The sequence below is a fragment of the Pseudomonas sp. PVC-3-1 genome (genome assembly GCF_057444315.1).
Map to the genome: position 1 here is coordinate 4,804,731 of NZ_CM172023.1, position 24,570 is coordinate 4,829,300.

Consider the following 24,570-nt stretch of genomic DNA (forward strand, 5'->3'; position numbering starts at 1 on the left):
CAGCGTCATCAGGCCAGGGCGGCGATGGCGGCAGCGTAGTTCGGCTCGTCGGCGATTTCACCGACCAGCTCGCTGTGCAGCACCTTGTTCTGCTCGTCCAGCACCACGACAGCGCGGGCGGCCAGACCGGCCAGCGGGCCGTCGGCAATGGCTACGCCGTAGTTGGCGAGGAACTCGCGGCCACGCAGGGTGGACAGGTTCACCACGTTCTCCAGGCCTTCGGCGCCGCAGAAGCGCGCCTGGGCGAACGGCAGGTCAGCGGAGATGCACAGCACCACGGTGTTGGCCAGCTTGCTCGCCTCGGCGTTGAACTTGCGCACGGAGGTGGCGCAGGTCGGGGTGTCGACGCTGGGGAAGATGTTCAGCACCTTGCGCTTGCCAGCGTAGGTTTCCAGGGTGACGTCGGACAGGTTGCCGGCGACCAGCGACAGGGCCGGAGCCTGCTCGCCTTTCTGCGGCAGCTTGCCGTCGACGGAAACCGGGTTGCCCTTGAGGGTGACTTGAGCCATTGCTTGGGTCCTTCTGTGAGGGATGGCGGCGCTGGCGGGTTGCCAGCGCCGCAGGAGGATTCGGGGCCGGAGCAGATGCTAGCACGACTTTCCCGAGTGGTTTACTCGGGCATGCATCCGTTCCGCCCAGATCAAGTGCCCCTCACCCCAGCCCTCTCCCGCAAGCGGGAGAGGGGGCCGTGCGATGCAGGCAGACATCCAAGCATCAGCCGGCACGATCTGCCCCTATCCGCAGGGAAAGGGCTGGGATGAGGGAAGGCACTGGCACCGACATCCCAGGGGATGATAGTTGCCCCGACCGCCCTACCCTCTGCCTCCCTCACGCCCGGCTCAGACAAACGGCTGGTCGTGGAACCCACGCGGCAGGCGCTGGCTGCCCGGCATGGCAACCAGGCGCTTTTCCCAGAAGCTGCGCCAATCATTGTGTACCGCCTCGGCGCGGGCCTTGCGTTGAGCTCGGCGCGCAGCGTTACGCGCGTCGCGGCGCGCCTCCTTGTAGACCTCGGTGTTGCGGCAGCTCCGGCATTTCACCCGGTTCAGTTCGCTGGTGGACTCCAGGTGCTTGCCCGCGTGCCCGCAGGCCAGATGACCTTTGACCTTGTAGTGAGTGACCATCGCAGATTCTCCCTGTCCGGCGAGCGCACCCTCGCCGCTTGGCGGTGCCGCAGACGGGCAATCGGTGCGTGCCGGTTGACTGCGACGCTCAGGGACTTGGACGAGCCGCTGCGCTGGCAGGTTCGAATTTTCTGACGTGGACGAGCGTCAGTGTGTCGCCACCATCCGCGCGCCGAATAGCAGGTAGCAGCAGCCGGCGAAGCGATCCAGCGCCTGGCGGAACCGCCGGTAGACCCCGGCCATGCGCTCGCTGGCGAACACCAGCACCACACAGCAGTACCAGCTGAACGAGAGCGTCACCATCAGCGCGATAGCCATGGCCAGCAGGGGTGCCGAGGGCGAGGCGGGCATGGCGGTGGCGAACAGGGTGGCAACGAAGAGTGCCGTCTTGGGGTTGGTGAGATTGCCCAGCAGGCCGAGACGGAAGGCGGAAAAGGCACTGCGCTGTCGCGCCACCTCGGCAAGGCTTTCGCCACCGTCCGCTGGCGCCTTGCGCTTGATCAGTTTGATGCCGAGGTAGATCAGGTAGGCGCCACCGGCCAGCTTCAACAGCAGGTACAGCGAGGGCGCGGCATTGAACAACGACTTGATGCCGAGACCGCCAGCCAGGCCCCAGATGACCGTGCCACTGGCCACACCCAGCGCGGCGATCAAGCCATGGCGGCGCGAATGCACGGCGGCGATGCGCGCGGTGGTGAAGAAGTTCGGGCCGGGCGTAATCACCGCCACAGTCCACAGCAGGGCCACGGATAGCAGCGGTGCGAAGGTGCTGGCAGTCATGGGGCGTTCTCGTTGAAACAAGGGCGAAGGCGCAGTGTAGCGCCCTAGCGCGCGTCTCACTCTTCCAGATGACAGACGCAGCACAGCTTGTTGCCATCCAGGTCGCGCACATAGGCGCCGTAGTAGCTGGGCGAGTAGTTCAGGCGCAGGCCCGGCGCGCCCTCTTCGACGCCACCCAGTTGCAGGGCGCGGGCATGGAAGCTGTCCACCTGATGCCGCGTACGCGCCTCGAAGGCAACCAGGCTGCCGTTGCCGACGCTGGCCGGTTCACCGTCGATGGGCTCGTAGACGCAGAACACCACGTCGCTATCCGGATGGGCAAAGATCGCCCGCTCCGGCGCATGGCGATGCGCCTGGAAAACATGAGCTACGGCGCACAGCTGCCAGCCGCAGTCTGGCCTCGATGCTTCCGTGCTGGGGATGTTTTTTGCCGGACGCTTTGGCGCGGGATATCGCCTACCAGTCGGAGCGAATCGCAAACCTGGCTTATGCAGATGGCAATAGTCACGGTTCAGTATTGTCTGGGGACGGCTGGCGCTCCATGGGCGGGAACTCCTGCGGATCAACAGGCGAGCAAACTACGCCGCTGTTGCGATGATCCTGACCGCGTCGCCGCTCAAGCAGCCGCAATTGTTGACCGAACCGAAGTGGGCGCGCCGCTCAGTTGCCTGTTGGTGGTGGCTCATGGCTTCAACGAACTCGCCGATTGTTATCGGTTTGTGCAGATTACTCGTGTGATCAACGGCGGTGTGAACGAGCGCAGGCGCATTTAGAACCGCGTGCAGGGGCTATCGGGTTCAATACGGGGTTCGGACCAACTTGCGTTCGCATACTTAGGATTTTTCCTGCTGATTTCTCAGGCTTGACCGGTGTGCCTGCAGAGCTCCGGGTCTCAAAATTCACAGTTTCTTAGAGCACGAAGTATGGTGCCGTTATGCTTGTCGCGCTTTTCTGGGATTTACTCATCAACTGGGTACCATTGTGAAATTGAGAGCCTCGTCGATCAAGGAGTCACTGCTACGCACCACCTTTTTCCTGGGGCCGACTGGCATATTCTTCACCCCCATCTCTGGCATTGGCTCGTTGCGAACCTTTTATTTCACGACAGCAGCTATCAACTTGATGTGTCTGCATCGAATGGCGAAGCGCGATATTTCTCAGCATGCAATTCTAGCAATTATCGCCACGATGCTTTTTCTTAGCTCTTCGCTGTCAATGCTAGCAATTTCAAGTGAAATTCCATTATATTTAAATCCAGTTGTAAGAACCCTGGTTATCTGCAACTTGATGCTAGGCTTCTATAATATCTCCAGACTCGTCATCCCCAGCCGAAGGCCTGATATTCTAAACACTCTAATCTCAGACTCATTTAAAGGGTTTTGTTGTGTTTTCTTCCTTGGACTGGCTCTTTATCTTGGCTATGTATCAGGACGGGTACCAACTGACATCTATAATCGATTTACGACTCTTGAACAGACTGCCTACGGATACTCTCGGTTCAGCCCGGGAACTTACCCAAATGAGTTCGGAATAATTTGTTCATTTTATGCCATTTATGCGCTCCTTAGGTCTCAGCAAAAAGATGGCAGCTTCTTCTATTTAATATTATCAACCATCTTCATGACGGGGATTTTCCTTACATCAACGCGCGCAGCATATATAACGTTACTGTTAAGTTACGCGTATTCCGCGCTTTTTGCTCCCAGTGTTGGCAGGCGCTTGATATTGAGTGTCTTGCCGATTGCGCTGGCTCCTCTTGTTGTAATGACGCTCAATGTGTTTTCGTTTGATGTTTTGGATGTAATAAATAGAGGCTATGAATCAGCAGCGAATCAGACCGGCAGCTCCAACGTTCGGCTTGAGGATTGGAATGCGGCGATTGATGATTTGCTGGATCATTTATTCTTCGGAGTAGGCTTCGAGTCGCCCAAGGCATACTCTCTGCATAACCTTCCGCTTCAGATTATTTACGGACTAGGCCTCATTGGCACTTCACTGTTGCTAGTCATTTTCGTTGCCTTTACATATCTCAGCAAAAATTCCCCTAGGAATACTTTGCACTTCCAGCCAGAGGATTTCTGCTTCCTTAAAATGATAAGATTTGTTTTACTGATTCACGTTCTTATATTTGGATTAACCAATCACAACCAGGCACACTTCTTTACCTGGATGCTATTTTCACTGTATTGCCTAAAACTCAAGAAGTCGCGCCCTGCCGAAAAAAACAGTCTAGCAAATTCGTATCTTACGGGATGAGGATATAGAATTACGCCTAGCAGCAATTTCAATGCAGTCAACGTTCGTGATACTCGACCAGATAAAGCCAAGGGCGCCCTAATAATACTGGCGAGTCTAGAGTATCTACTGGAGTCAGCCCAAGACTGGGAGATGAGACGCTTCGTGCGCTCTTGATCCTTATTCACGTGTTCACTATGCCGGCGTTCATTCTTCTCGCTGGAGTGACCGCAAAGCAAGATCGCCTCGGCACTCGCCTTGGCAACTTGTTCATCCTACTGTTGATATTCCAGACGTTCTACGTTGTGCCTGTCGTGAAGGGGCAGTACCCGGTGGGGATGCGCAGCCCTGTTGGATGATGTAGTGGCCGGCAGCTTTGCCTGTGCTTTGCAGACTGAAGGGGGCGTTCCCCGTTTCAATCGCGATAGCCGCAGTGGTAGGCCTTATGCCTTGGGACGGGTACATCCTTAATTCTAGCCGTACGCTCGTTTTTCTCCCTTTCTTCATTGCAGAGAATCTGTATGGGTGGCAGTTGCTGGCAAGGCTGCCAATCAAGCTATCGCCGAAGCTGGTGCTTTCTGTAATTGCAATCGGCGTCACTGCCACCCTTTACTTGATTGACATTGATGTCGAGTGGCTCAAAGGCGGCTCGAGCTTTTGAGCTTGGGGATCGGCCCACTGCCCGGTACAGCTATCCGCATACTGTTGCTGAGCGCAGCGGCCTTGGTTTAATGGGTGTTCATGGCACGGTTTCCTAGATCTGCTGATCTGCTGATCTGCTGAATGTCATGGGGGCGAATAGCCTCACCGTGTTCCTCTACACGGTGTGTTCGTGAAGCTGTGTCGACCGCTGATGTCTATGTCCCTGCAACTTGATCCATTGTTGACGCTGGCAGTCGGCAGCGGACTCGCAGTGGGCATCGCCTGGTTGCTCGGTCGAGAAAGAGGTGCTTTGACTTCGCAATGAAGCTGCAAAGCGCTCTAACGCCTGGCCGCACCTCGCGAACAGCTTCGTACACTGCCGGTCTCGGCTTCCGACCTCAGTTGCCGGCGTGGGCGCGCTCGATGGCGGCCATGTCCAGCTTCTTCATACCCATTACCGCCTGCAGCGTGCGGCTGGCCTTGGCCTTGTCCGGGTCGGCGACCATGTCGCCGACATGCCGCGGGCAGATCTGCCAGGACACCCCGTAGCGATCCTTCAGCCAGCCGCAGATCTGTGCCTCCACCGGCCCGCCAGCGCCCAGCTTGTCCCAGAAGTGGTCGATCTCCTTCTGGCTGTCGCACATCACTTGCAGCGACAGCGCCTCGGTGAAGTTGAACGCCGGGCCGCCGTTGAGGGCAATGAAGGTCTGGCCGTCCAGCACGAACTCCACCGTCAGCACCGAGCCGGGCACGCCGCCATGGCGATCCTTCTCGGCCTCGGGGTAATAGGCGGTCTGCACGATCCGTGAGTTGGGGAATATCCCGGTGTAGAACTCGGCCGCTTCCTCGGCCTTGCCGTCGAACCACAGGCAGGGAGTGACGCGTTGCAGGCTGGACATGGTGAATCTCCTGATTCTCGCGCGGTCGGCTTGACCGGCATGCAGCTTGGTCGCCTGGGCGACGACGGAATCGACAAGTCTAGGCGGACTTTCGCGCCTCACCGGACGACCGGTCGAGCGGCATGCGGAGCGCGGAATCAGATTAGTCGCCGCCAGCAATTCGACGTTTTGCCTCCTGTGAAGTCCTGCGCTGTGCTCGCGCCCCTCTCCCCCGCCCTCTCCCTGAAGGGAGAGGGAGTGCTCTGCGCATAGAGGTGGACTCAACAGTCAGCCGGCGAGTGCGGTGCTGCCAGAGCGCGCCAGACGGTCCCCTCTCCCTTCAGGGAGAGGGTTGGGGAGCTGATCGGCGCAAGAGGTGGACTCACAGTCAGCCGGCGAGCAGCGGTACTGCCAAAGCGCGCCAGACAGTCTCCTCTTCCTTCAGGGAGAAGGTTAGGGAACTGATCGGCGCAAGAGGTGGACTCACAGTCAGCCGGCGAGCAGCGGTACTGCCAAAGCGCGCCAGACGGTCCCCTCTCCCTTCAGGGAGAGGGTTAGGGAGCTGATCGGCGCAAGAGGTGGACTCACAGTCAGCCGGCGAGCAGCGGTACTGCCAAACCGCGCCAGACGGTCCCCTCTCCCTTCAGGGAGAGGGTTAGGGAGAGGGGAATCCCGTGCACGACATTCAGAAGAGAACGTCGTGCGTTGTACGTGCTCCGGAGTCGATAGCTATCGCTGCGCTCCACGCCATCCTGCAGGTACCGCTCGATCTTCCCTCCGGCAGCGAGCCAGCTGAATACCCCGCCGGATCAGCGGCCCGCCGCTGCCCTGGCCCGTGCCTGGTGCAGCTTCTTGTAGCTCTCGATCAGGCGCAGGTGCTTGTCGAGGCCTTCCAGCTTCAGGCTGGTGGGCGTCAGGCCGTAGAAGCGCACGCTGCCGTCCAGCGAGCCGAGCACCGCGTCCATGCGCTCGTTGCCGAACATGCGACGGAAATTGGCCTCGAAGTCGGCCATCTCCAGCTCTTCGTCCAGGTGCACTTCCAGCGCCGCGTTGAGCGCCTGGTAAAACAGCCCGCGTTCGACGGTGTTGTCGTTGTACTGGAGGAACATCTCCACCAGTTCCTTGGCATTCTCGAAACGCTTCACAGCCAGGTTGATCAGCAGCTTGAGCTCGAGAATGGTCAACTGGCCCCAGACCGTGTTGTCGTCGAACTCGATGCCGATCAGCGTGGTGATGTCGGTGTAGTCGTCCACCTCGCAGCTCTCCAGGCGCTTGAGCAGCGACTTGAGGCGAACGATGTTGAGGCTGTGCAGGTTGAGGATGTCCGCGCGGAACGCCAGCGCCTTGTTGGTGTTGTCCCAGATGAGGTCTTCCACCGGGTAGATTTCCGAGTAACCCGGCACCAGGATGCGGCACGCCGTGGCGCCCAGGTGCTCGTACACGGCCATGTAGACTTCCTTGCCCTGCTCTTCGAGGATGCCGAACAGGGTCTGCGCTTCCTGCACGTTGGAGTCGTCGCCATGGCCGGAGAAGTCCCACTCGACGAACTCGAAATCGGCCTTGGCGCTGAAGAAGCGCCACGACACCACGCCGCTGGAGTCGATGAAGTGCTCGACGAAGTTGTTCGGCTCGGTCACCGCCTGGCTTTCGAAGGTCGGCCGCGGCAGGTCGTTCAAGCCCTCGAAGCTGCGGCCCTGGAGCAGTTCGGTGAGGCTGCGCTCCAGCGCCACTTCCAGGCTGGGGTGGGCGCCGAAGGAAGCGAACACGCCGCCGGTGCGCGGGTTCATCAGGGTCACGCACATCACCGGGAATTCACCGCCCAGGGATGCATCCTTGACCAGCACCGGGAAGCCCTGTTCTTCCAGGCCCTTGATGCCGGCGAGGATGCCTGGGTACTTCGCCAGCACCTCCTGCGGCACATCCGGCAGCGCCAGTTCGCCTTCGAGGATTTCGCGCTTCACCGCGCGCTCGAAGATTTCCGACAGGCACTGCACCTGCGCCTCGGCCAGGGTATTGCCGGCGCTCATGCCGTTGGAGAGGTAGAGGTTCTCGATCAGGTTGGACGGGAAGTAAACCGTCTCGCCGTCGGACTGGCGCACGAACGGCAGCGAGCAGATGCCGCGCTCGGTGTTGCCCGAGTTGGTGTCGTAGAGGTGCGAGCCGCGCAGCTCACCGTCCGGGTTGTAGACCTCAAGGCAGTACTCGTCGAGGATTTCCTCCGGCAGTGCATCCTTGGCACCGGGCTTGAACCAGCGCTCGTCGGGGTAATGCACGAACGGCGCGTTGGCGATCTCCTCGCCCCAGTACTGGTCGTTGTAGAAGAAGTTGCAGTTCAGCCGCTCGATGAACTCGCCCAGCGCCGAGGCCAGCGCGCTTTCCTTGGTGGCGCCCTTGCCGTTGGTGAAGCACATCGGCGACTGCGCGTCGCGGATGTGCAGCGACCAGACGTTGGGCACGATGTTGCGCCAGGAGGCGATCTCGATCTTCATCCCCAGGCCGGCGAGGATTTCCGACATGTTGGCGATGGTCTGCTCCAGCGGCAGGTCCTTGCCCTGGATATAGGTGCTGGCGCCGGCGTCGGTGCTCGGCATCAACAGCGCCTGGGCGTCGGCGTCGAGGTTCTCCACTTCCTCGATGACGAAGTCCGGGCCGGTCTGCACCACCTTTTTCACCGTGCAGCGGTCGATGGAACGCAGGATGCCCTGGCGGTCCTTCTCGGAGATGTCCGCCGGCAGCTCCACCTGGATCTTGAAGATCTGCTTGTAGCGGTTTTCCGGGTCGACGATGTTGTTCTGCGACAGGCGGATATTGTCGGTGGGGATGTCGCGGGTCTGGCAGTAAAGCTTGACGAAGTAAGCCGCGCACAGCGCCGAGGAAGCCAGGAAGTAGTCGAACGGACCAGGAGCCGAGCCATCACCCTTGTAGCGAATGGGCTGGTCGGCAATCACCGTGAAGTCGTCAAACTTGGCTTCGAGTCGGAGGTTGTCGAGAAAATTGACCTTGATTTCCATGCGGGCGTTACCACGAAAAAGTAGAAAGCGAACTGGCCGGCATTATCCGGACAAAAGCGCCGCGGGGATATCCCGATGTACCCGGCGCCGGTCGGGAAGCCTGCTCTCACGGCAGATGTGCAATCGACGCATGGTCGAGCGCAGGCCCGAGCTTCGGGTAAGATGCGCCGCCTCCAGCGTCAGCCAACCCGTACTACAAGGAAACCACCGTGCTCACCTCCCAGGTCATCATCATCGGCGCCGGCGCCGCGGGACTGATGTGCGCCATGAGCGCCGCCGCGCGCGGTCGCCAGGTCCTCTTGATCGACCACGCCAACAAGGCCGGCAAGAAGATCCTCATGTCCGGTGGCGGGCGCTGCAACTTCACCAACATGTACTGCGAGCCGGTCAACTTCCTCTCGCAGAACCCGCATTTCTGCAAGTCGGCGTTGGCGCGTTTCACCCAGTGGGACTTCATCGCCCTGGTGGCCAAGCACGGCGTGCCCTACCACGAGAAGAAGCTCGGCCAGCTGTTCTGCGATAACAAATCCAGCGACATCCTCGGGCTGCTGCTGGACGAGTGCGAGCAGGCTGGCGTCGACCTGCGCCTGGATACCTCGGTGAGCGAGATCGCCCGTCTCGACGAAGGCGGCTACCAGCTGCAGACCAGCCTCGGGCTTGTCCGTTGCGAATCCCTGGTGATCGCCACCGGCGGCCTGTCCATCCCGACCCTGGGCGCCACCGGCTTCGGCTACCAGGTCGCCCGCCAGTTCGGCCACAGCGTGCTGCCGACCCGCGCCGGCCTGGTGCCCTTCACCATCACTGATCCGCAGCTCAAGGCGCTGTGCACCGAGCTGTCCGGCACCTCGGTAGAAGACTGCCGGGTCAGCTGCAACGGCCAGAGCTTCGTCGAGAACATCCTGTTCACCCACCGCGGCCTTAGCGGCCCGGCGATCCTGCAGATCTCCTCGTACTGGCAGCCTGGCGACACCATCAGCATCGACCTGCTGCCGCGCGTGGACCTGCCCGTCTGGCTCGTCGAACAGCAGCGCGAGCGCCCCAACAGTGAGCTGAAGACGCTGCTGGGCGAGCTGTTCACCAAGAAGATGGCCGGTCTGCTGGCCGAGCAGTGGTTCGTCTCCAAGCCCATGAAGCAGTACACGCCCGGCGAGCTGAAGGCGATCGCCGAGCGCCTGGGCGACTGGCAGCTGGTACCGGCCGGCACCGAAGGCTATCGTACGGCGGAAGTCACCCTGGGCGGCGTGGATACCCGCGAGGTGTCGTCCAAGACCCTGGAGTCGCTGAAATCCCCCGGCCTGTACTTCGTCGGCGAAGTGCTGGACGTCACCGGCCACCTGGGCGGCTTCAACTTCCAGTGGGCCTGGGCCTCGGGCTACGCGGCGGCGCAGTTCGTCTAGGGCTGGCGACGCATTCGACGACCGGCCGAGCGGCACGCCCGGTCGTTCTGCATCAAGTGTGACGGCGGCGCGGCCCTAGACTGGGACACCAGACCCGGCCAGCCCGGCACGGGTATCGAACCCGGAGCCGCCATGCCAACGCTTGCCAGCCGCACCCTCGACACCGGCCTGGAACGCCAGGGCCGCATCGACCTCGCCTGCGCCTTCCGCTGGACCGCGCGCCTGAACCTGCACGAGGCCATCGCCAACCACTTCAGCCTGGCGTTGTCCGCCGATGGCCGCGACTTCCTCATCAACCCCTACGGCCGACACTTCTCGCAGATGCGCGCCAGCGACCTGCTGCGCCTGCACGCGGACGACCCCGAGGCACTCAATCGCCCGGATGCGCCGGACATCACCGCCTGGGCGCTGCACGGCGCACTGCACCGCAACAACCCGCAGGCGCGTTGCATCCTGCATGTGCACTCGAAGTACGCCACCGCCCTCGCCTGCCTGGCTGACTCACGCCTGCCACCCATCGAGCAGAACAGCATGCGCTTCTTCGAGCGCGTGGCCATCGACGAAGACTTCGACGGCATGGGCCTGGGCGACGAGGCCGAGCGCGTCAGCCACCTGCTGGGCGACAAGCCGATCCTGCTGATGGGCAACCACGGTGTGCTGGTCGCGGCGCCCAGCGTGGCCCAGGCCTTCGATGACCTGTACTACTTCGAGCGTGCCTGCGAGGTCTACCTTACCGCCCTGGCCAGCGGCCGCCCGCTGCGCATCGCCAGCGACGAGGTGGCGCGCAAGACCATGCGGCAGTGGCTGGAGTATCCGGGGTTTGCCGAGCGGCATTTCTCCGCGCTGCGGGAGATGCTGATGGAGAGCGAACCCGGCTTCGCGCAATGACGAATACCTGTAGGAGCGAGCTTGCTCGCGAACCGCCGGAGGCACCGAGCTGCCGAGGAGTTGTTCGCGAGCAAGCTCGCTCCTACGAAAGGCTTTATGCCGTCAGCTATCGCGCCCCAACGGCCGGCGCATCACCGGCGCAGGAACGTAGGGCGGATAACCCGTTCCGGATTACGCCCCCTACGAGAAGCTGACGCTCCTGATTGCAGACCTGCGTAGGAGCGGACTCCGTCCGCGATTGGCCCCACTTCGCGCCGGATAGCATCGCGGACGAAGTCCGCTCCTACGAAAGCCTTTACGCCGTCAGCTATCGCGCCCCAACGGCTGACGCATCACCGGCGCAGGCACGTAGGGCGGATAACCCGTTCCGGGTTACGCGCCCTACGAAGCTGACGCCCCTGATTGCAGACCTGCGTAGGAGCGGACTCCGTCCGCGATTGGCCCCGCTTCGTGCCGGATAGAATCGCGGACGAAGTCCGCTCCTACGAAAGCCTCTACGCCGTCAGCTATCACGCCCCAGTGACTGGCGCATCACCGGCGCAGGAACGTAGGGCCGATAACCCGTTCCGGGTTACTCGCTCTACGAAGCTGACGCCCCTGATTGCAGACCTGCGTAGGAGCGGACTCCGTCCGCGATTGGCCCCGCTTCGCGCCGGAGAGCATCGCGGACGAAGTCCGCTCCTACGAAAGCCTTTACGCCGTCAGCTATCACGCCCCAGTGGCTGGCGCATCACCGGTGCGGTGTAGGTCTGGGTGCGATCCGCGCTGGGTGGGCAGCCGAAATGCGCGCGGTAGGCGCGGGAGAAATGCTCCAGCGAACCGAAGCCGGAGCTGGCCGCCACCTGCGCCACGCTCAGGCGCGTCTGCTGCAGCAGGCTGTGCGCACGCCCCAGGCGCAGGACGATGTAGTACTTGAGCGGCGACAACCCCGTGTGCTGCTTGAACTGCCGCTCCAGCTGGCGACGCGAGAGGCCGACACGCTCGGCGATGGCATCGCACTCCAGCGGTTCCTCCAGCGCCTGCTCCATCAGCGCGATGGCGCGTCGCACCTTGCCGCCGTGGGCGTGGGCGTCGCTCTGCCGGCCCTGCAACTGGTGCGCGCCAGGCTCGCGGGTTTCCCCCAGCAAGAGATGCATGGCGATCTCCCGCGACAGGTCAGCGTCCACCCGCTGGGCGATCCAGCCCAGCATCAGGTCGAGGATGGCGCTGGCTCCTGCGCAGGTCAGGCGCTGGCGGTCGAGGGTATAGAGCTGCGCGCGGGCCTGGACCTTCGGGTAACTCTCCTGGAAGCCTTGCAGGTTGTCCCAGTGCACCGCCGCTGGAAAGCCATCGAGCACCCCGGCGGCGGCCAGCAGTTCGGTGCCGGTCTCGATGCCCGCCAGCGTGGTGCCAAACGCCGCCTGCCGGCGCAGCCAGCTTTTCAGTGGGCGATTGCGCGCATGCTTGTGCACGTCGAAGCTGGCGATGACGAAACAGGCATCCCAGCCGCGCTCCGGGTCGATGGCCTCGTGCACCTCGCTGGTCAGGCCGTTGCTGGCCGTGACCGGCTCGCCGTCCAGCGACAGCAGCTGCCACTCGAACAGCGCCTCGCCACCCAGCCAGTTGGCGATGGCCAGCGGCTCCACCACCGCCGCCAGCCCCAGGCCGGGAAACGACGGCAACAGCAACAGCCCCACCCGCAAGGGCTCGCGGCGAAACCGGGAAGGTGGTGCAACACTGGCCATCGACTCTCCTCAGCGTTGTTGGGACTGCCATTGCGGGTGCAGCCACACTGGCACATTGGCCGCGGGAAGCGGCGGCACTCCCCGGATCATATCGCTGGCCTTCTCGGCGATCATCACTGTCGGCGCATTGGTGTTACCGCTGACGATACTCGGCATGATCGACGCATCCACCACCCGCAGCCCCTGCAGCCCATGCACTCGCAGCTGCGGATCGACCACCGCCTCAGGGTCATGCGCCGGCCCCATCTTGCAGGTGCCACTGGCGTGGTAGCCGGTCTCGGTCACCCGCCGCGCCCAGGCGTCCAGCTCGGCATCGCTGTGGGCTTGCGGGCCGGGGGTCAGTTCTTCTCCCGCCAGACCGCGCATGGACGGTTGGCGCATCAGCTCGCGCACCAGCCTCGCGCCGGCGCGCATGTCGGCGCGGTCCTGCTCAGTCTGCAGGTAATTGAAGAGAATGCGCGGCGCCTGCCGTGCCTCGGCGCTGCGCAGAGTGACGCTGCCCAGGCTGGTGGGCCGCATCAGGTCGATGTGTACCTGGAAGGCGTGGTCCGGCACTGGCGCCACGCTGCCCGGCTGCACCGCCAGCGGCATGAAGGTCAGTTGCAGATCAGGATGTTCGACGCCGGCGCGCGAACGGATGAAAGCACCCGCCTCGAAATGGTTGCTCGCCGCCAGCCCATCGTGGTTGACGAACCAGCGTGCACCGATCCACCACTTGCCCGGCGCGCGGGTCCAGGGATAGATCGACACCGGTGCCTTGCACATGAATTGCACAACGCTATCCGGATGATCGTTCAACCGCCGGCCCACACCGGGCAGGTCGTGCTTGACCGCGATGCCCAGCTGGCGCAGCTCATCCGCCGGGCCGATACCGGACAGTAACAGCAGGTGCGGCGAATTGATCGCCCCGGCGGTCAGCAGCACTTCGCGGTTCGCGCGGGCGGTCAGTGCCTGGCCATTCTGTTCGTACTCCACCCCCACCGCACGATCACCCTCGAAGACCACACGCAGCGCCAGCGCCCCCGTGGCGACGGTGACATTGCCGCGCCCCAGCGCCTCGCTCAGGTACCCGCGTGACGTGCTCCAGCGCCGCCCCTGGCGCGTGGTGCGGTCCACCGGGCCGAATCCTTCCTGGCGGTGGCCGTTGAGATCGCTGCTACGCCCGTAGCCGGCCTCTTCGCCGGCCGCGACGAAAGCCGCGCACAGCGGCGTGTCGATATCCCCCGGCGTGACATGCAGATGCCCCGCCGCGCCGTGGTAATCATCGGCGCCATTGGCGTGGTTTTCCGAGCGAATGAAATACGGCAGCACGCGCTGGTAGTCCCAGCCTTCGCAACCCTGCGCGGCCCAGCCGTCGTAATCGCGGGCGTGGCCACGGATGTATACCATGCCGTTGATCGACGACGACCCGCCCAGCGTACGCCCGCGCGGCGTGGCGATACGGCGGCCATCCAGGTACGGCTCCGGCTCGCTGCTGTAGCTCCAGTTGTAGCGCGTGCCGCCGACGACGATACCCACCGCCGAGGGCATGTCGATGGTCCAGCTTTCATCCGCTGGGCCCGCTTCCAGCAGCAGGATGCGCACGGCCGGATCGGCGCCCAGGCGGTTCGCCAGCACGCAGCCGGCCGACCCCGCGCCGACGATGACGTAGTCGTAGTCCATGGCCATTCCTCAGAGCTGCGCGCCGTGAATGCCCTGGAACACCAGGCGATGGAAGTGATGCACCAGGTGCTCGCTCTCGTTGCTGCGCTCGGCGTCGATCATGTAGCGGCCCTGGTCGTAGCCCATGGAGTGCAGGCCCTTCTGCACGCTGATGTTCAGGGCGATGTCTTCGGGCCCCAACTCCTCGTTCATCCAGCGCATGCAGGCCTTGCTCACCTCGGCGGTCTGCTCGTTCGCCGAGTAGTAGCCGAAGCGCAGCAGCGAACGTTCGGCGTCCAGCGGAATCATGATGAAGGTGCCGAGGAACTCGGAGAACGGGAAGGTGTAGAAGGTGTTGTTCGGCCACATGCCGATGTTGAAGAAGCACTCGTCGGGGTTGAGGTCGCTGCGCAGTTTCACGCCGTAAGCTTCGCCGGCCTCAAGATTCGCCGGGGCGATGTAGGTCCACCAGTTGTCGCGCTTGGTCAGGCGGTAGCCCTTGAAGTCGATCAGCTTGGCCAGGTCGATGTGGCATGGCCCGGAGAGCTTGAAGTGATAGCCCTCGATGGAGTTGTCCATGATCACCTTCCAGTTTGCCGGGACGATGACGTCGGCCTCTTCGATCAGGCGCATGTCGGCCAGGTTCGGGAATACCCGGTGCATCTCCTCGTCCGCGCCGGGGAACAGCTCGGCCAGCGACGGCGCGTTGGGGTCGAGGTTGAAGTAGAGGAAGCCGCCCAGTTCCTCCAGGCGTACCTGCGGGATGGCGAATTCTTCCTTGTCGAAGTTCTTGATCCGCTCGCAGCGCGGCGCACTGCGCAGCGCGCCGTCCATCTCGTAGCACCAGGAGTGGTAGGCGCAGCGCACGATGCCCCCGGTGTTGCCGCGGCGTTCCTCCAGCAGGCGGTTGCCGCGATGCTGGCAGACGTTGTGGAAGGCGCGGATGTCCCCACTGCGGCTGCGGGCGATAACGATGCTCTGGTCGAACAGGTCGCAGACCACGTACTGGCCGATGTCGGCGAACTCGCTCAGGTGCCCGGCGACGTGCCAGGAGCGCAGGAAGATGTTGTCGCGTTCGGCCTTGAACAGCGCCTCGTCGAAGAAATAGCGCGACGGCAGGGTGAAGGCCTGCTCCGGGTCCTGGCGGTCCCAGCCGTCGATGGAAGTACGCAGTTTCAGGCTCTCGATGGACGACATGTTCGACTCTCCTCGGCTTCTTCTGGCGCGGCCGGCGGATGGTCCGGCGGCTCGGTTCGAGGACAAATCTAGGGGCGCGCCGGGGGTGGCTCTTGATGAAAAACGACAAGTTTTCTGGAGGATTGATCAAGCTGCCTTGGCCTTCGAAGTCAAGCCTGGGGAAGCCCCTCTCCCTAACCCTGGCTACGCGCCCCGCTCCGAAGGGAGAGGGGACTGGATCGCTGCGAGCTGAAACCGATGCGTCAGCCGGCACAGACGGCTCCCTCTCCCTTCAGAGCGGGGCGCGTAGCCAGGGCTGGGGGAGGGTCGCCTATATCCATAGCGGCAGGCCATGACACCCCTTGGCAGCAAACGAACGACGGCTGTCCGGATTCGCTCCCTTGCCCTCGTTGTCGCCGACCGCCTGCGGATTTCCAATGGATGCAACCGCGATGCAGCCTGCGCCGCGCCTTGCCAATCCAGCCCTGGAGCCCGCCATGAGCCTCGATCTGAACGGTGTCAAAGTTCCCGACAGCAGCCTCGCCAAGGCCATCACCGAGATGGTCCGTGACAACGCCACCCCGCTGCTCTTCCACCACTCTTCCCGCGTCTATTACTGGGGCGCGCTGACCGGCGCGCGCAAGGGACTGAAGTTCGATGCCGAGCTGCTCTACGCCGGTGCGATGTTCCATGACATGGGCCTGATGCCTCGCTATTGCAGCCAGTGCGAACGTTTCGAAGTGGACGGCGCCGATTGCGCGGCACAGTTCCTGCGCAGCCATGGCATCGCCGAAAGCGATATCGACACGGTGTGGACCGCCATCGCCCTGCACACCACGCCCGGCATCCCGCAGCACATGAAGCCGGAGATCGCCCTGGTCACCGCCGGAGTGGAAATGGACGTGCTGGGCATCGCCTACCAGCAGTTCCCCGACGCCCAGCGCGACGCCGTGGTCGCCGCCCACCCGCGCGGCGGGCAGTTCAAGCAGGACATCCTGCAGGCCTTCTACGACGGTATCAAAACCAAGCCGCAAACCACCTTCGGCAACGTCAAGGCCGACGTGCTGGAAATGAAGGACCCAAGCTTCGCGCGCGGCAACTTCTGCGAGGTGATCCTGAATTCCGACTGGGCCAGCTAAGCCTTCGCGGCCAGGGGCGTGCCCAGCACACCGGGCTCGCCAAGCAGTTGCGTCAGCCACTGCATGAAGGCGCGTACCCGCTGCGGCAGGCGGCGATGGGCGTAGAGCAGGGAGATTTCCATGGGCGGCAGCGGGATGTGCTCCAGCACCGGCACCAGCCGCCCCGCTTCCAGGTCATCGAGCACGCCATGGATAGGCACCTGGATGATGCCCAGCCCGCCCATCGCTGCGCTTTCGTAGGCCTCGGCATTGTTCACCGACAACGCCCCGCCCATCGACACATGGCGCACTTCGCCGTTGTGCAGGTACTCGAACCCCGGCGGCCGCGCGCCCAGCACCGTCACGTAGTGGATCAGGTGGTGCCCGGTGAGGTCGTCGAGGGTCTGCGGCGTACCGTGTTCGGCGAGATAGGCCGGGCTGGCGCAAGTCACCTGCGGGAACTGCCCGAGCGTACGCGCCACCACCGACGGGTCGTTCACCGCGCCGACCCGCACCACACAATCGAAACCCTCGCGCACCAGGTCCACACGACGGTCGGTGCAGCTCACCTCCAGCTCCAGCGCCGGGTGCCGGGCGAGGAATTCGCCCAGCCGCGGCATCACCAGCTTGCGCGCCATCACCGTCGGCATGTCCACCCGCAGGCGGCCGCCCAGGGCTGCGTCGTCCTGGCGGAACAGACCCTGGAGTTCGTCGAGCTGAGCGAGCATGTCCTTGCTGCGCTCGTACAGCACCAGGCCGTCCTGGGTCGCGGTGACGCGGCGCGTGGTGCGTTGCAGCAGGCGCGTGCCGAGCAGTTCCTCCAGTGCCTGGATGTGTTCCGAAACCGTGGAGCGCGGCAGGCCGAGCTGCTCGCCGGCCTGGGTGAAGCTGGCCAGCTCGGTGACGCGAACGAAGGTGCGCAGAAGGTCGGGACGGATCATGGGGCTCGCCTGTTACTCGCCGGGAACTGTTCGGCTACACCGACCAGTATTTCCGAATTTAGCCGGTTTATCGCAAATCAATCGAACAATAAGCTTTTCCTCAATCCCCCGCTCTCCCATCAGGAACAGGAGCTTCGCCATGACCCGCAAGATCGCTCTCATCACCGGCGCCAGCCGTGGCCTTGGCCGCAACGCCGCCCTGCACCTCGCGGCTGCCGGCGTCGACATCATCGGCACCTATCGCAGCCAGGCCGACGAGGCCCGCAGCGTCGCCGCCGAGATCGAGCAGCACGGAGGCCGCGCCATCATGCTGCGGCTAGACGTGGCCGACAGCGCCAGCTTCGGTGCCTTCGCCGATCAGGTCCGCGCCACCCTGAGCGAAACGTTTGGCCGCCAGCACTTCGACTTCCTGGTGAATAACGCCGGCATCGGCCTCCACGCCAGCTTCGCCGAGACCACCGAGGAGCAATTCGACCAGTTGATGAACATCCAGCTCAAAGGCCCGTTCTTCCTCACTCAGAAGCTGTTGCCGTTGATTGCCGATGGCGGCCGCATCCTCAATGTCTCCAGCGGCCTGACGCGTTTCTCGCTGCCTGGCTACGCCGCCTACGCAGCGATGAAGGGCGCAATGGAAGTGCTGACCCGGTACCAGGCGAAGGAGCTGGGCGCGCGAGGCATCGCCGTGAACATCCTCGCCCCTGGCGCCATCGAGACCGATTTCGGCGGTGGTGTAGTGCGCGACAACGCGCAGCTCAACCAGCAGATCGCCAGCAACACCGCCCTGGGCCGCGTCGGCCTGCCGGACGACATCGGCGCGGTGATCGCCACCCTGCTCTCCGACGGCGGCCGCTGGATCAACGGCCAACGCGTGGAGGCGTCGGGCGGGATGTTCCTCTAACCGACCTGGCGGCTCCCTGCTTTTCGTAGGAGCGAGCTTGCTCGCGAACAATCCCCGCAGTGAGCGGTTCGCGAGCAAGCTCGCTCCTACAAGCCCCTCGCCTCTGGAAAACCGCTCTAGCTCAAGGATTCTCTCAAATTTCACAATAAACATTTACCGCGAAAATTCCTGCAACATTCTGTTACGGCCTCTAGTCTAAAAACGCGCGTGGAAAAGACGAACCGCAGATTCCGCCTGGGCGAAGGAAAGCGTCCGGCGGATTCGCCCAGCGCCCGACGTGGGCAAGTTCGCACCCTCGCTCCGCTCATCCGGCACGCGCCGGGAGTGCAGACCACCGTGAACTGACCTGGCAACACACGTCCCCTGCCCCCTCGACAACGAGCGGACGAGTATTGCCGCAGGAGCCGAAATGACCGAACACCCCAAGGGCTTCACCCGGCGCCAGCTGTTGAAGTCGTCCGCCGCCTCCCTCGCCGTCGGCGCCGCCGCCAGCAGCCAGGCCGCCACCGTGATCGGCACGCCGAAATGGCTGCCCTTCGACCACAACGGCCCGCTGCATTACGACAGCCCCGGCTGGCAGTTCTTCACCGCCGAAGAGGTCGTGGAACTGGAAGCCATCGTCGAACAGCTGATTCCCGCCGATGACCTCAGCGTCAGCGGCAAGGACGCCGGTTGCGTGGTGTTTATCGACCGTCAGCTGATGAGCGACTACGGCGACTTTGGCCGCCTGTACATGACCGGCCCCTTCACACCGGGCACGCCGGCGCAGGCCGACCAGTCGCCGCTGGTGCCGCGCGAGCGCTACCGCATCGGCCTGGCCGCGCTAGGAAAATATTGCCAGGCCACCTTCCAGAAGCCTTTCAGCGCCCTGCCCCCCGAGCAGCGCGACCAGGTGCTCACCGACCTGGAAAAAGGCGCCATCACCCTTGAGGGCATCGACGCCAAGGCGTTCTTCCAGCAGGTGCTGGACAACACCATGGAGGGCTTCTTCGCCGACCCGATCTATGGCGGCAACCGCGACATGGTGTCGTGGAAGATGCTCGGCTTCCCCGGTGCGCGCTACGACTACCGCGACTACATCGGGCTGCACAACCAGAAGCTGAATCTCACCCCGCTCTCCATCATCGGCAGCTCCGCCTGGACCAAGAAGGGTTAAGCGCACCATGGCCAAGAAACTACCTTCCACCGACGTCGTGGTTGTCGGGCTCGGCTGGGCGGGCTCGATCATCGCCCACGAACTGGCCGACGCCGGCCTCGATGTGATCGGTTTCGAACGCGGCCCCTGGCGCGACACCGCCAGCGACTTCAACCTCGCCTCCGCCGCCGACGAACTGCGCTACAACCGCCGCCAGGAACTGATGCTGCGCACCCGGCAGAACACCTGCACCATGCGCAACAAGGAGTCGGAAACCGCACTGCCGATGCGTGTGTGGGGTTCCTTCCACCCCGGCAACGGCACCGGCGGCGCGGGTAACCACTGGGCCGGCATCACCTTCCGCTTCCAACCCGAGGAGTTCCGCCTGGCCAGTCACCTGAAGGAGCGCTACGGCAAGGAAGTGCCTGCCGAGTTGACCCTGCAGGACTGGGGCACCACCTGGGAAGAAATGGAACCGCACTACGATGCGTTCGAGCGGCTGGCCGGCGTTTCCGGCAAGGCCGGCAATCTCAACGGCAGCATTGTCGAGGGTGGTAATCCCTTTGAAGGCGCACGCTCGCGCGAATACCCCAACCCGCCCACCGCGCAGACCTATGCGCCGACGCTGTTCGCCGAAGCTGCGCGCAACCTGGGCTACAAGCCCTTCCCGGTACCCTCGGCACTCGCCTCCCAGGGCTACACCAACCAGCTCGGCGTAACCATGGGGCCCTGCACCTTCTGCGGTTTCTGCACCAACTACGGCTGCGCCAACTATTCCAAGGCGAGCGCCATCGTCAACGTCCTGCCCGCGCTGATCCGCAAGCCCAACTTCAGCGCCCGCACCAACTCCGAAGTGCTCAAGGTGACGATGGACAGCACCGGCAGCCGCGCCACCGGCATCGTCTACGTCGATTCCAGCGGGGAAGAATGGGAGCAGCCGGCAGACATCGTGGTGGTCGCCGCCTTCATCTTCGAGAACGTGCGGCTGATGCTGCTTTCCGGCGTCGGCGAACCCTACAACCCGATCGCCAACACCGGCACCACCGGGCGCAACTTCGCCTACCAGACGGCCAACAGCGTCAAGCTGTTCTTCAAGGACAAGAACTTCAATCCCTTTATCGGTGGCGGCGCCATCGGCATGGGTATCGACGAGTTCAACAACGACAACTTCGACCACTCCGGGCTCGGCTTCGTCGGCGGCGGCAGCACGCGGGTGACCCCCATCGGCGCCGCGCCCATCGACTCGCGCCCGGTTCCGCCCGGTACGCCAGCCTGGGGCGCGAAGTGGAAGAAGGCCACGGTAGAAAGCTACCTGAGCAACATGTCCATCGGTTGCGAAGCCAGCAGCTACACCTCCCGCGGCAATTACCTGTCGCTGGACCCGAACTACAACGACCCTCACGGCCGACCGTTGCTGCGCATCACCTTCGACTTCCCGGAAAACGACCTGCGGATGGCGCAGTACTGCACCGACAAGGTGGCCGAGATCGCTCGCAGCATGAACCCCCAGCAGATTGTCCCCGCACCGCGCAAAGGCCCCTGGTCCAATACCTCCTACCAGTCCTCGCACATCGTCGGCGGCTTCATCATGGGCGCCGACCCGAAGAACAGTTCGGTGAACAAGCACCTGCAGGTCTGGGGCGTGCCCAACCTGTTCGTCGTCGGCTCATCGGCCTTCCCGCAGAACCCCGGCTACAACCCCACCGGTACCGTCGGCGCACTGGCCTTCAAGGCAGCCGATGCGATCCGCCGGCTTTACCTCAAGCGCCCCGGGGAGATGATCAGCGTATGAAGACTCTCCTTCGCATCAGCGCCCTCGCCCTGCTGGGCCTGAACCTGCAGCAAGCCAGTGCGGGAACGGGCGCGGACTCCTACAACCTGGTGGAGAAAGGCCGCTATCTGGCCGTACTGGGCGATTGCACCGCGTGCCACACCGTGCCCGGCCAGGCGCCCTTCTCAGGTGGCGTGGCCATCGATACACCGTTCGGCAAGCTGGTGGGCGCCAACATCACCCCTGATCCCGAGACCGGCCTGGGCCGCTGGACCTTCGACGACTTCCAGGCCGTGATGTCCACCGGGCATAGCCGTGGCGGCAAGCGCCTCTACGGCGCCATGCCGTTCACCGCCTATACCAAGGTGCGCCGCGAGGACAACCTCGCGCTCTGGGCCTACCTGCAGACCCTGCAGCCGGTGCGCAACCCGGTGGAAACCAACCAGTTGCCCTTCCCCTTCAGCGTGCGCACCAGCCTGATCGGCTGGAACTGGCTGAACTTCACCCAGGGCGAATTCGTGCCCTCGGCGGACAAGTCGCCACAATGGAACCGGGGCGCCTACCTGGTGGAAGGCCTTGGCCATTGCGGCACCTGCCACACGCCGAAGAACCTGATTGGCGGTGACGACAACGACCGCTTCCTCGCCGGCGCCAACCTGCAGGGCTGGGTCGCCCCGGACATCACCGCCAACCCGCACAGCGGCATCGGCCAGTGGAGCACGCAGGACCTCGTGCAGTACCTGAAAACCGGCGCCAACCGTTTCGACATCGCCTCCGGCCCCATGGCCGAAGCGGTGGAGAACTCTACCCAGCACTGGAGCGAGGAAGACCTGCTGGCCGTGGCGGTGTACCTCAAGGATGGCGCCGCAGGCAAAGCATCACCGGCGCCAGTGGCAGCGACCGACGCAGCGATGGTGGCGGGCAAGGCGATCTACGCCGACCGCTGCTCCGCCTGCCATGTCAGCAATGGTACCGGTGTGAAGCACCTGTTCCCGGCGCTGGCGGCCGCGCCGCTGGTCAACAACAACGACCCGACCTCGCTGATCCGCGTGGTGTTGGCCGGCAGCCGCGCCGGGAGCACCGACGCCGCACCAACGGCCCCGGCCATGCCGTCGTTCGCCTGGAACCTCAGCGACGACAACATTGCCGATGTACTGACCTACGTGCGCAATACCTGGGGGAATGCGGCGGCGCCAGTCACCGCCAGCGACGTCGCTCAGATGCGCAAGGATCTGGCCAACTAGCGGGTGTATCCCCGCGCGTAGGAACGGACTTTGTCCGCGATGTGGAACTGGTCGGCTCGGAGTTGTCGGCCATCGATCGCGGACGGAGTCCGCTCCTGCGCAACCTGTTGACCTGTGCCACCTCTCAATGCCCGGCGCCGGACGTGGTGATCACTTCAGCCGGCGCTCGGCGGCGATCTCCGGCAGATCGGTACGACGCAGGTACGTGAGCAGCGATTCGTTGAGGTTCAGGCGGTCGTGGATATTCTGCTCGGCGAGTATCTGCAGGCACTCGCGGCTCAGGGTCATCACCACGCCGTTCTTCGGCGCCCAGACGAACTCGCTGGCCGGGCGGATGCTGTCCTCGGCCACGTCCATGCCGAAGGAGTCCTCGCTGAAGCGCACGATGTACTTGCCAGTCTTGAGGTTGAAGCCGACGAACCCGGACAGCCCGTCGGCGGCATTGCAGATATCGCTGGAAGTGATGGCCATGGTAGTGCCCCCTGGATTTTTCCTGTTATGGATTCGCACGCAGGAGGTTCCCGCTTCTGTGAGCGGGTGAACCTCGGATTTTGACAGTCTTGCCGGCGCCTGCTCAGGGGCGGGTTGTCGCACCCGGCACTGTTGCCTGGGCAACAGATGGCCAGCAACGTTGCGCCAGACGGAACAGCGGCCGTTGTCCCGACTATTGACCAAGTGTCTGATGCGCCGGGAAATTCCTCCCGTGGCACGGCTTTCGCTCTGTACACCCTGCGGCACCTTCGCCGCAGTGCAGCATCGAGGAGCCGAGCCGTGAGCCAACAACCGATCCGTTTTGCCTACTGGGTTCCCAATGTCAGTGGCGGCCTGGTGGTCAGCAAGATCGAACAGCGCACCCATTGGGACATCGACTACAACCGCGAGCTCGCGCGCATCGCCGAGAACGCCGGATTCGACTACGCGCTGACGCAGATCCGCTTCACCGCCGGCTACGGCGCCGAGAACCAGCACGAGTCGGTGGCCTTCAGCCACGCACTGCTGGGCGCCACCGAAAAACTCAAGGTGATCGCCGCCATCCTCCCCGGCCCCTGGACGCCCGCGCTGGCCGCCAAGCAACTGGCCACCATCGACCAGCTCACCGCCGGGCGTATCGCGGTAAACATCGTCAGCGGCTGGTTCAAGGGCGAGTTCCAGGCCATCGGCGAACCCTGGCTGGAGCACGACGAGCGCTATCGTCGCTCGGAGGAATTCATCCGCGCCCTGAAGGGCATCTGGACCCAGGACGACTTCACCTTCAAGGGCGATTTCTACCGCTTCCACGATTACAACCTCAAGCCCAAACCCATCCAGCGCCCACACCCGGAGATATTCCAGGGCGGCAGCTCGCGGGCAGCGCGGGACATGGCTTCGCGCGTTTCCGACTGGTACTTCACCAACGGCAACAGCGTGGAAGGCATCAAGGCCCAGGTGGAAGACATCCGCGAAAAAGCCGCAGCCAACGGACATTCGGTGAAGATCGGCGTGAACGCCTTCGTCATCGCCCGCGATACCGAGCAAGAGGCCCGCGCGGTGCTCGCCGAGATCATCGACAAGGCCGACCCGGAAGCGGTGAATGCCTTCGGCCACGCCGCAAAACAGGCCGGTGCGGCGTCACCGGAGGGCGAAGGCAACTGGGCCAAATCCACCTTCGAGGACCTGGTGCAGTACAACGACGGCTTCAAGACCAACCTGATCGGCACGCCCCAGCAGATCGCCGAGCGCATCGTCGCGCTCAAGGCGGTGGGCGTGGACCTGGTGCTGGCGGGCTTCCTGCACTTCCAGGAAGAGGTGCGCTACTTCGGCGAGAAGGTGCTGCCGCTGGTTCGCGAGCTGGAGCAGAAGAAGGCGCGGCAGACCGAAGCGGCTTGATGATCGACCGTCCGCGTGCGCGGATAGCCATCGCGGACACAGTCCGCTCCTACGCCGGGCTCACCGGTGACGTAGGAGCGGACTCCGTCCGCGATAGTTTC

General features: G+C 63.6%; 20 protein-coding genes. 9 read left to right on the plus strand and 11 right to left on the minus strand.

Going from position 1 to position 24,570, the window contains the following annotated elements:
• Nucleotides 1–8: 8 nt before the first annotated feature.
• From tpx to AC2T4A_RS22125, 4 genes are all read right to left on the minus strand, one after another.
• The gene (gene tpx, locus AC2T4A_RS22110; protein WP_024762304.1) at nt 9–509 is read right to left on the minus strand and encodes a thiol peroxidase; all 501 of its coding nucleotides are present in this window, start codon (nt 507–509) and stop codon (nt 9–11) included.
• A gap of 330 nt (nt 510–839) precedes the next feature.
• On the minus strand, nt 840–1,124 hold the full coding sequence (locus tag AC2T4A_RS22115) for a hypothetical protein (protein WP_416747144.1): 285 nt from the start codon (nt 1,122–1,124) through the stop codon (nt 840–842).
• A 147-nt stretch (nt 1,125–1,271) separates the two neighbouring features.
• Nucleotides 1,272–1,904 (minus strand): LysE family translocator, encoded by a 633-nt coding sequence (locus AC2T4A_RS22120; RefSeq protein WP_416747142.1) that lies wholly within the window; start codon nt 1,902–1,904, stop codon nt 1,272–1,274.
• Nucleotides 1,905–1,960: 56 nt separating this feature from the next.
• Nucleotides 1,961–2,206 (minus strand): VOC family protein, encoded by a 246-nt coding sequence (locus AC2T4A_RS22125; RefSeq protein WP_478379073.1) that lies wholly within the window; start codon nt 2,204–2,206, stop codon nt 1,961–1,963.
• Nucleotides 2,207–2,885: 679 nt separating this feature from the next.
• Between AC2T4A_RS22125 and AC2T4A_RS22130 the strand changes: the two genes are divergently transcribed.
• Nucleotides 2,886–4,160: an O-antigen ligase family protein gene (locus tag AC2T4A_RS22130; protein WP_486741798.1), complete on the plus strand. Its 1,275-nt coding sequence runs from the start codon at nt 2,886–2,888 to the stop codon at nt 4,158–4,160.
• Between the two features lie 1,019 nt (nt 4,161–5,179).
• On the opposite strand, the gene AC2T4A_RS22135 is transcribed toward AC2T4A_RS22130, so the two are convergent.
• The gene (locus AC2T4A_RS22135; RefSeq protein ID WP_478379075.1) at nt 5,180–5,680 is read right to left on the minus strand and encodes a VOC family protein; all 501 of its coding nucleotides are present in this window, start codon (nt 5,678–5,680) and stop codon (nt 5,180–5,182) included.
• A 788-nt stretch (nt 5,681–6,468) separates the two neighbouring features.
• Nucleotides 6,469–8,670, minus strand: coding sequence for an OsmC domain/YcaO domain-containing protein (locus tag AC2T4A_RS22140; protein ID WP_486741799.1), 2,202 nt, complete (start codon nt 8,668–8,670; stop codon nt 6,469–6,471).
• A 257-nt stretch (nt 8,671–8,927) separates the two neighbouring features.
• On the opposite strand from AC2T4A_RS22140, the gene AC2T4A_RS22145 reads away from it, so the two are divergent.
• Both AC2T4A_RS22145 and AC2T4A_RS22150 read left to right on the plus strand, forming a co-directional pair.
• Nucleotides 8,928–10,067 (plus strand): BaiN/RdsA family NAD(P)/FAD-dependent oxidoreductase, encoded by a 1,140-nt coding sequence (locus tag AC2T4A_RS22145; RefSeq protein ID WP_486743713.1) that lies wholly within the window; start codon nt 8,928–8,930, stop codon nt 10,065–10,067.
• Nucleotides 10,068–10,199: 132 nt separating this feature from the next.
• A complete protein-coding gene (locus AC2T4A_RS22150) occupies nt 10,200–10,955 on the plus strand; it encodes a class II aldolase and adducin N-terminal domain-containing protein (RefSeq protein ID WP_486741800.1) in 756 nt (251 codons plus the stop codon).
• 701 nt (nt 10,956–11,656) lie between these two features.
• On the opposite strand, the gene AC2T4A_RS22155 is transcribed toward AC2T4A_RS22150, so the two are convergent.
• From AC2T4A_RS22155 to AC2T4A_RS22165, 3 genes are read right to left on the minus strand one after another with little or no spacing between them, the layout of a single operon-like run.
• Complete coding sequence (locus AC2T4A_RS22155; protein WP_486741801.1) at nt 11,657–12,679, minus strand: GlxA family transcriptional regulator; 1,023 nt, start codon at nt 12,677–12,679, stop codon at nt 11,657–11,659.
• Between the two features lie 9 nt (nt 12,680–12,688).
• Nucleotides 12,689–14,347 carry a choline dehydrogenase gene (locus AC2T4A_RS22160; RefSeq protein ID WP_486741802.1) on the minus strand — a complete coding sequence of 553 codons (1,659 nt, stop codon included), beginning with the start codon at nt 14,345–14,347 and terminating at the stop codon, nt 12,689–12,691.
• 3 nt (nt 14,348–14,350) lie between these two features.
• Complete coding sequence (locus tag AC2T4A_RS22165) at nt 14,351–15,517, minus strand: aromatic ring-hydroxylating oxygenase subunit alpha (protein WP_416747125.1); 1,167 nt, start codon at nt 15,515–15,517, stop codon at nt 14,351–14,353.
• 476 nt (nt 15,518–15,993) lie between these two features.
• Between AC2T4A_RS22165 and AC2T4A_RS22170 the strand changes: the two genes are divergently transcribed.
• Nucleotides 15,994–16,635 (plus strand): HD domain-containing protein, encoded by a 642-nt coding sequence (locus tag AC2T4A_RS22170; RefSeq protein WP_416747123.1) that lies wholly within the window; start codon nt 15,994–15,996, stop codon nt 16,633–16,635.
• Here AC2T4A_RS22170 and AC2T4A_RS22175 read toward each other — a convergent pair.
• Complete coding sequence (locus AC2T4A_RS22175; protein WP_486741803.1) at nt 16,632–17,555, minus strand: LysR family transcriptional regulator; 924 nt, start codon at nt 17,553–17,555, stop codon at nt 16,632–16,634. The two genes, AC2T4A_RS22170 and AC2T4A_RS22175, sit on opposite strands and share 4 nt — an antisense overlap.
• 139 nt (nt 17,556–17,694) lie before the next feature.
• Here AC2T4A_RS22175 and AC2T4A_RS22180 point away from each other — a divergent pair, with 139 nt between their 5' ends.
• The 4 genes from AC2T4A_RS22180 to AC2T4A_RS22195 all read left to right on the plus strand — a co-directional run bounded on the left by AC2T4A_RS22180 (nt 17,695) and on the right by AC2T4A_RS22195 (nt 22,603).
• Complete coding sequence (locus tag AC2T4A_RS22180; protein ID WP_416747119.1) at nt 17,695–18,453, plus strand: SDR family NAD(P)-dependent oxidoreductase; 759 nt, start codon at nt 17,695–17,697, stop codon at nt 18,451–18,453.
• Between the two features lie 409 nt (nt 18,454–18,862).
• A complete protein-coding gene (locus AC2T4A_RS22185; protein WP_416747117.1) occupies nt 18,863–19,609 on the plus strand; it encodes a gluconate 2-dehydrogenase subunit 3 family protein in 747 nt (248 codons plus the stop codon).
• Nucleotides 19,610–19,616: 7 nt separating this feature from the next.
• Nucleotides 19,617–21,380, plus strand: a complete 1,764-nt coding sequence (locus AC2T4A_RS22190) for a GMC family oxidoreductase (protein ID WP_486741804.1) — start codon at nt 19,617–19,619, stop codon at nt 21,378–21,380.
• Nucleotides 21,377–22,603: a c-type cytochrome gene (locus AC2T4A_RS22195; RefSeq protein WP_486741805.1), complete on the plus strand. Its 1,227-nt coding sequence runs from the start codon at nt 21,377–21,379 to the stop codon at nt 22,601–22,603. Before AC2T4A_RS22190 ends, AC2T4A_RS22195 begins: the two co-directional genes overlap by 4 nt.
• A gap of 150 nt (nt 22,604–22,753) precedes the next feature.
• On the opposite strand, the gene AC2T4A_RS22200 is transcribed toward AC2T4A_RS22195, so the two are convergent.
• Nucleotides 22,754–23,074 carry a DUF2025 family protein gene (locus AC2T4A_RS22200; RefSeq protein WP_416747111.1) on the minus strand — a complete coding sequence of 107 codons (321 nt, stop codon included), beginning with the start codon at nt 23,072–23,074 and terminating at the stop codon, nt 22,754–22,756.
• Between the two features lie 300 nt (nt 23,075–23,374).
• Here AC2T4A_RS22200 and sfnG point away from each other — a divergent pair, with 300 nt between their 5' ends.
• Nucleotides 23,375–24,469: a dimethylsulfone monooxygenase SfnG gene (gene sfnG, locus AC2T4A_RS22205; RefSeq protein ID WP_486741806.1), complete on the plus strand. Its 1,095-nt coding sequence runs from the start codon at nt 23,375–23,377 to the stop codon at nt 24,467–24,469.
• The last annotated feature ends 101 nt before the right edge of the window (nt 24,470–24,570 follow it).

Bases quoted from the DNA above. Each gene is read 5' to 3' on its own strand.
- tpx (WP_024762304.1), bottom strand. From the start codon at position 509: ATGGCTCAAGTCACCCTCAAGGGCAACCCGGTTTCCGTCGACGGCAAG.
- AC2T4A_RS22115 (WP_416747144.1), bottom strand. From the start codon at position 1,124: ATGGTCACTCACTACAAGGTCAAAGGTCATCTGGCCTGCGGGCACGCG.
- AC2T4A_RS22120 (WP_416747142.1), bottom strand. From the start codon at position 1,904: ATGACTGCCAGCACCTTCGCACCGCTGCTATCCGTGGCCCTGCTGTGG.
- AC2T4A_RS22135 (WP_478379075.1), bottom strand. From the start codon at position 5,680: ATGTCCAGCCTGCAACGCGTCACTCCCTGCCTGTGGTTCGACGGCAAG.
- AC2T4A_RS22140 (WP_486741799.1), bottom strand. From the start codon at position 8,670: ATGGAAATCAAGGTCAATTTTCTCGACAACCTCCGACTCGAAGCCAAG.
- AC2T4A_RS22145 (WP_486743713.1), top strand. From the start codon at position 8,928: ATGTGCGCCATGAGCGCCGCCGCGCGCGGTCGCCAGGTCCTCTTGATC.
- AC2T4A_RS22150 (WP_486741800.1), top strand. From the start codon at position 10,200: ATGCCAACGCTTGCCAGCCGCACCCTCGACACCGGCCTGGAACGCCAG.
- AC2T4A_RS22155 (WP_486741801.1), bottom strand. From the start codon at position 12,679: ATGGCCAGTGTTGCACCACCTTCCCGGTTTCGCCGCGAGCCCTTGCGG.
- AC2T4A_RS22160 (WP_486741802.1), bottom strand. From the start codon at position 14,347: ATGGCCATGGACTACGACTACGTCATCGTCGGCGCGGGGTCGGCCGGC.
- AC2T4A_RS22165 (WP_416747125.1), bottom strand. From the start codon at position 15,517: ATGTCGTCCATCGAGAGCCTGAAACTGCGTACTTCCATCGACGGCTGG.
- AC2T4A_RS22170 (WP_416747123.1), top strand. From the start codon at position 15,994: ATGAGCCTCGATCTGAACGGTGTCAAAGTTCCCGACAGCAGCCTCGCC.
- AC2T4A_RS22175 (WP_486741803.1), bottom strand. From the start codon at position 17,555: ATGATCCGTCCCGACCTTCTGCGCACCTTCGTTCGCGTCACCGAGCTG.
- AC2T4A_RS22180 (WP_416747119.1), top strand. From the start codon at position 17,695: ATGACCCGCAAGATCGCTCTCATCACCGGCGCCAGCCGTGGCCTTGGC.
- AC2T4A_RS22185 (WP_416747117.1), top strand. From the start codon at position 18,863: ATGACCGAACACCCCAAGGGCTTCACCCGGCGCCAGCTGTTGAAGTCG.
- AC2T4A_RS22190 (WP_486741804.1), top strand. From the start codon at position 19,617: ATGGCCAAGAAACTACCTTCCACCGACGTCGTGGTTGTCGGGCTCGGC.
- AC2T4A_RS22195 (WP_486741805.1), top strand. From the start codon at position 21,377: ATGAAGACTCTCCTTCGCATCAGCGCCCTCGCCCTGCTGGGCCTGAAC.
- AC2T4A_RS22200 (WP_416747111.1), bottom strand. From the start codon at position 23,074: ATGGCCATCACTTCCAGCGATATCTGCAATGCCGCCGACGGGCTGTCC.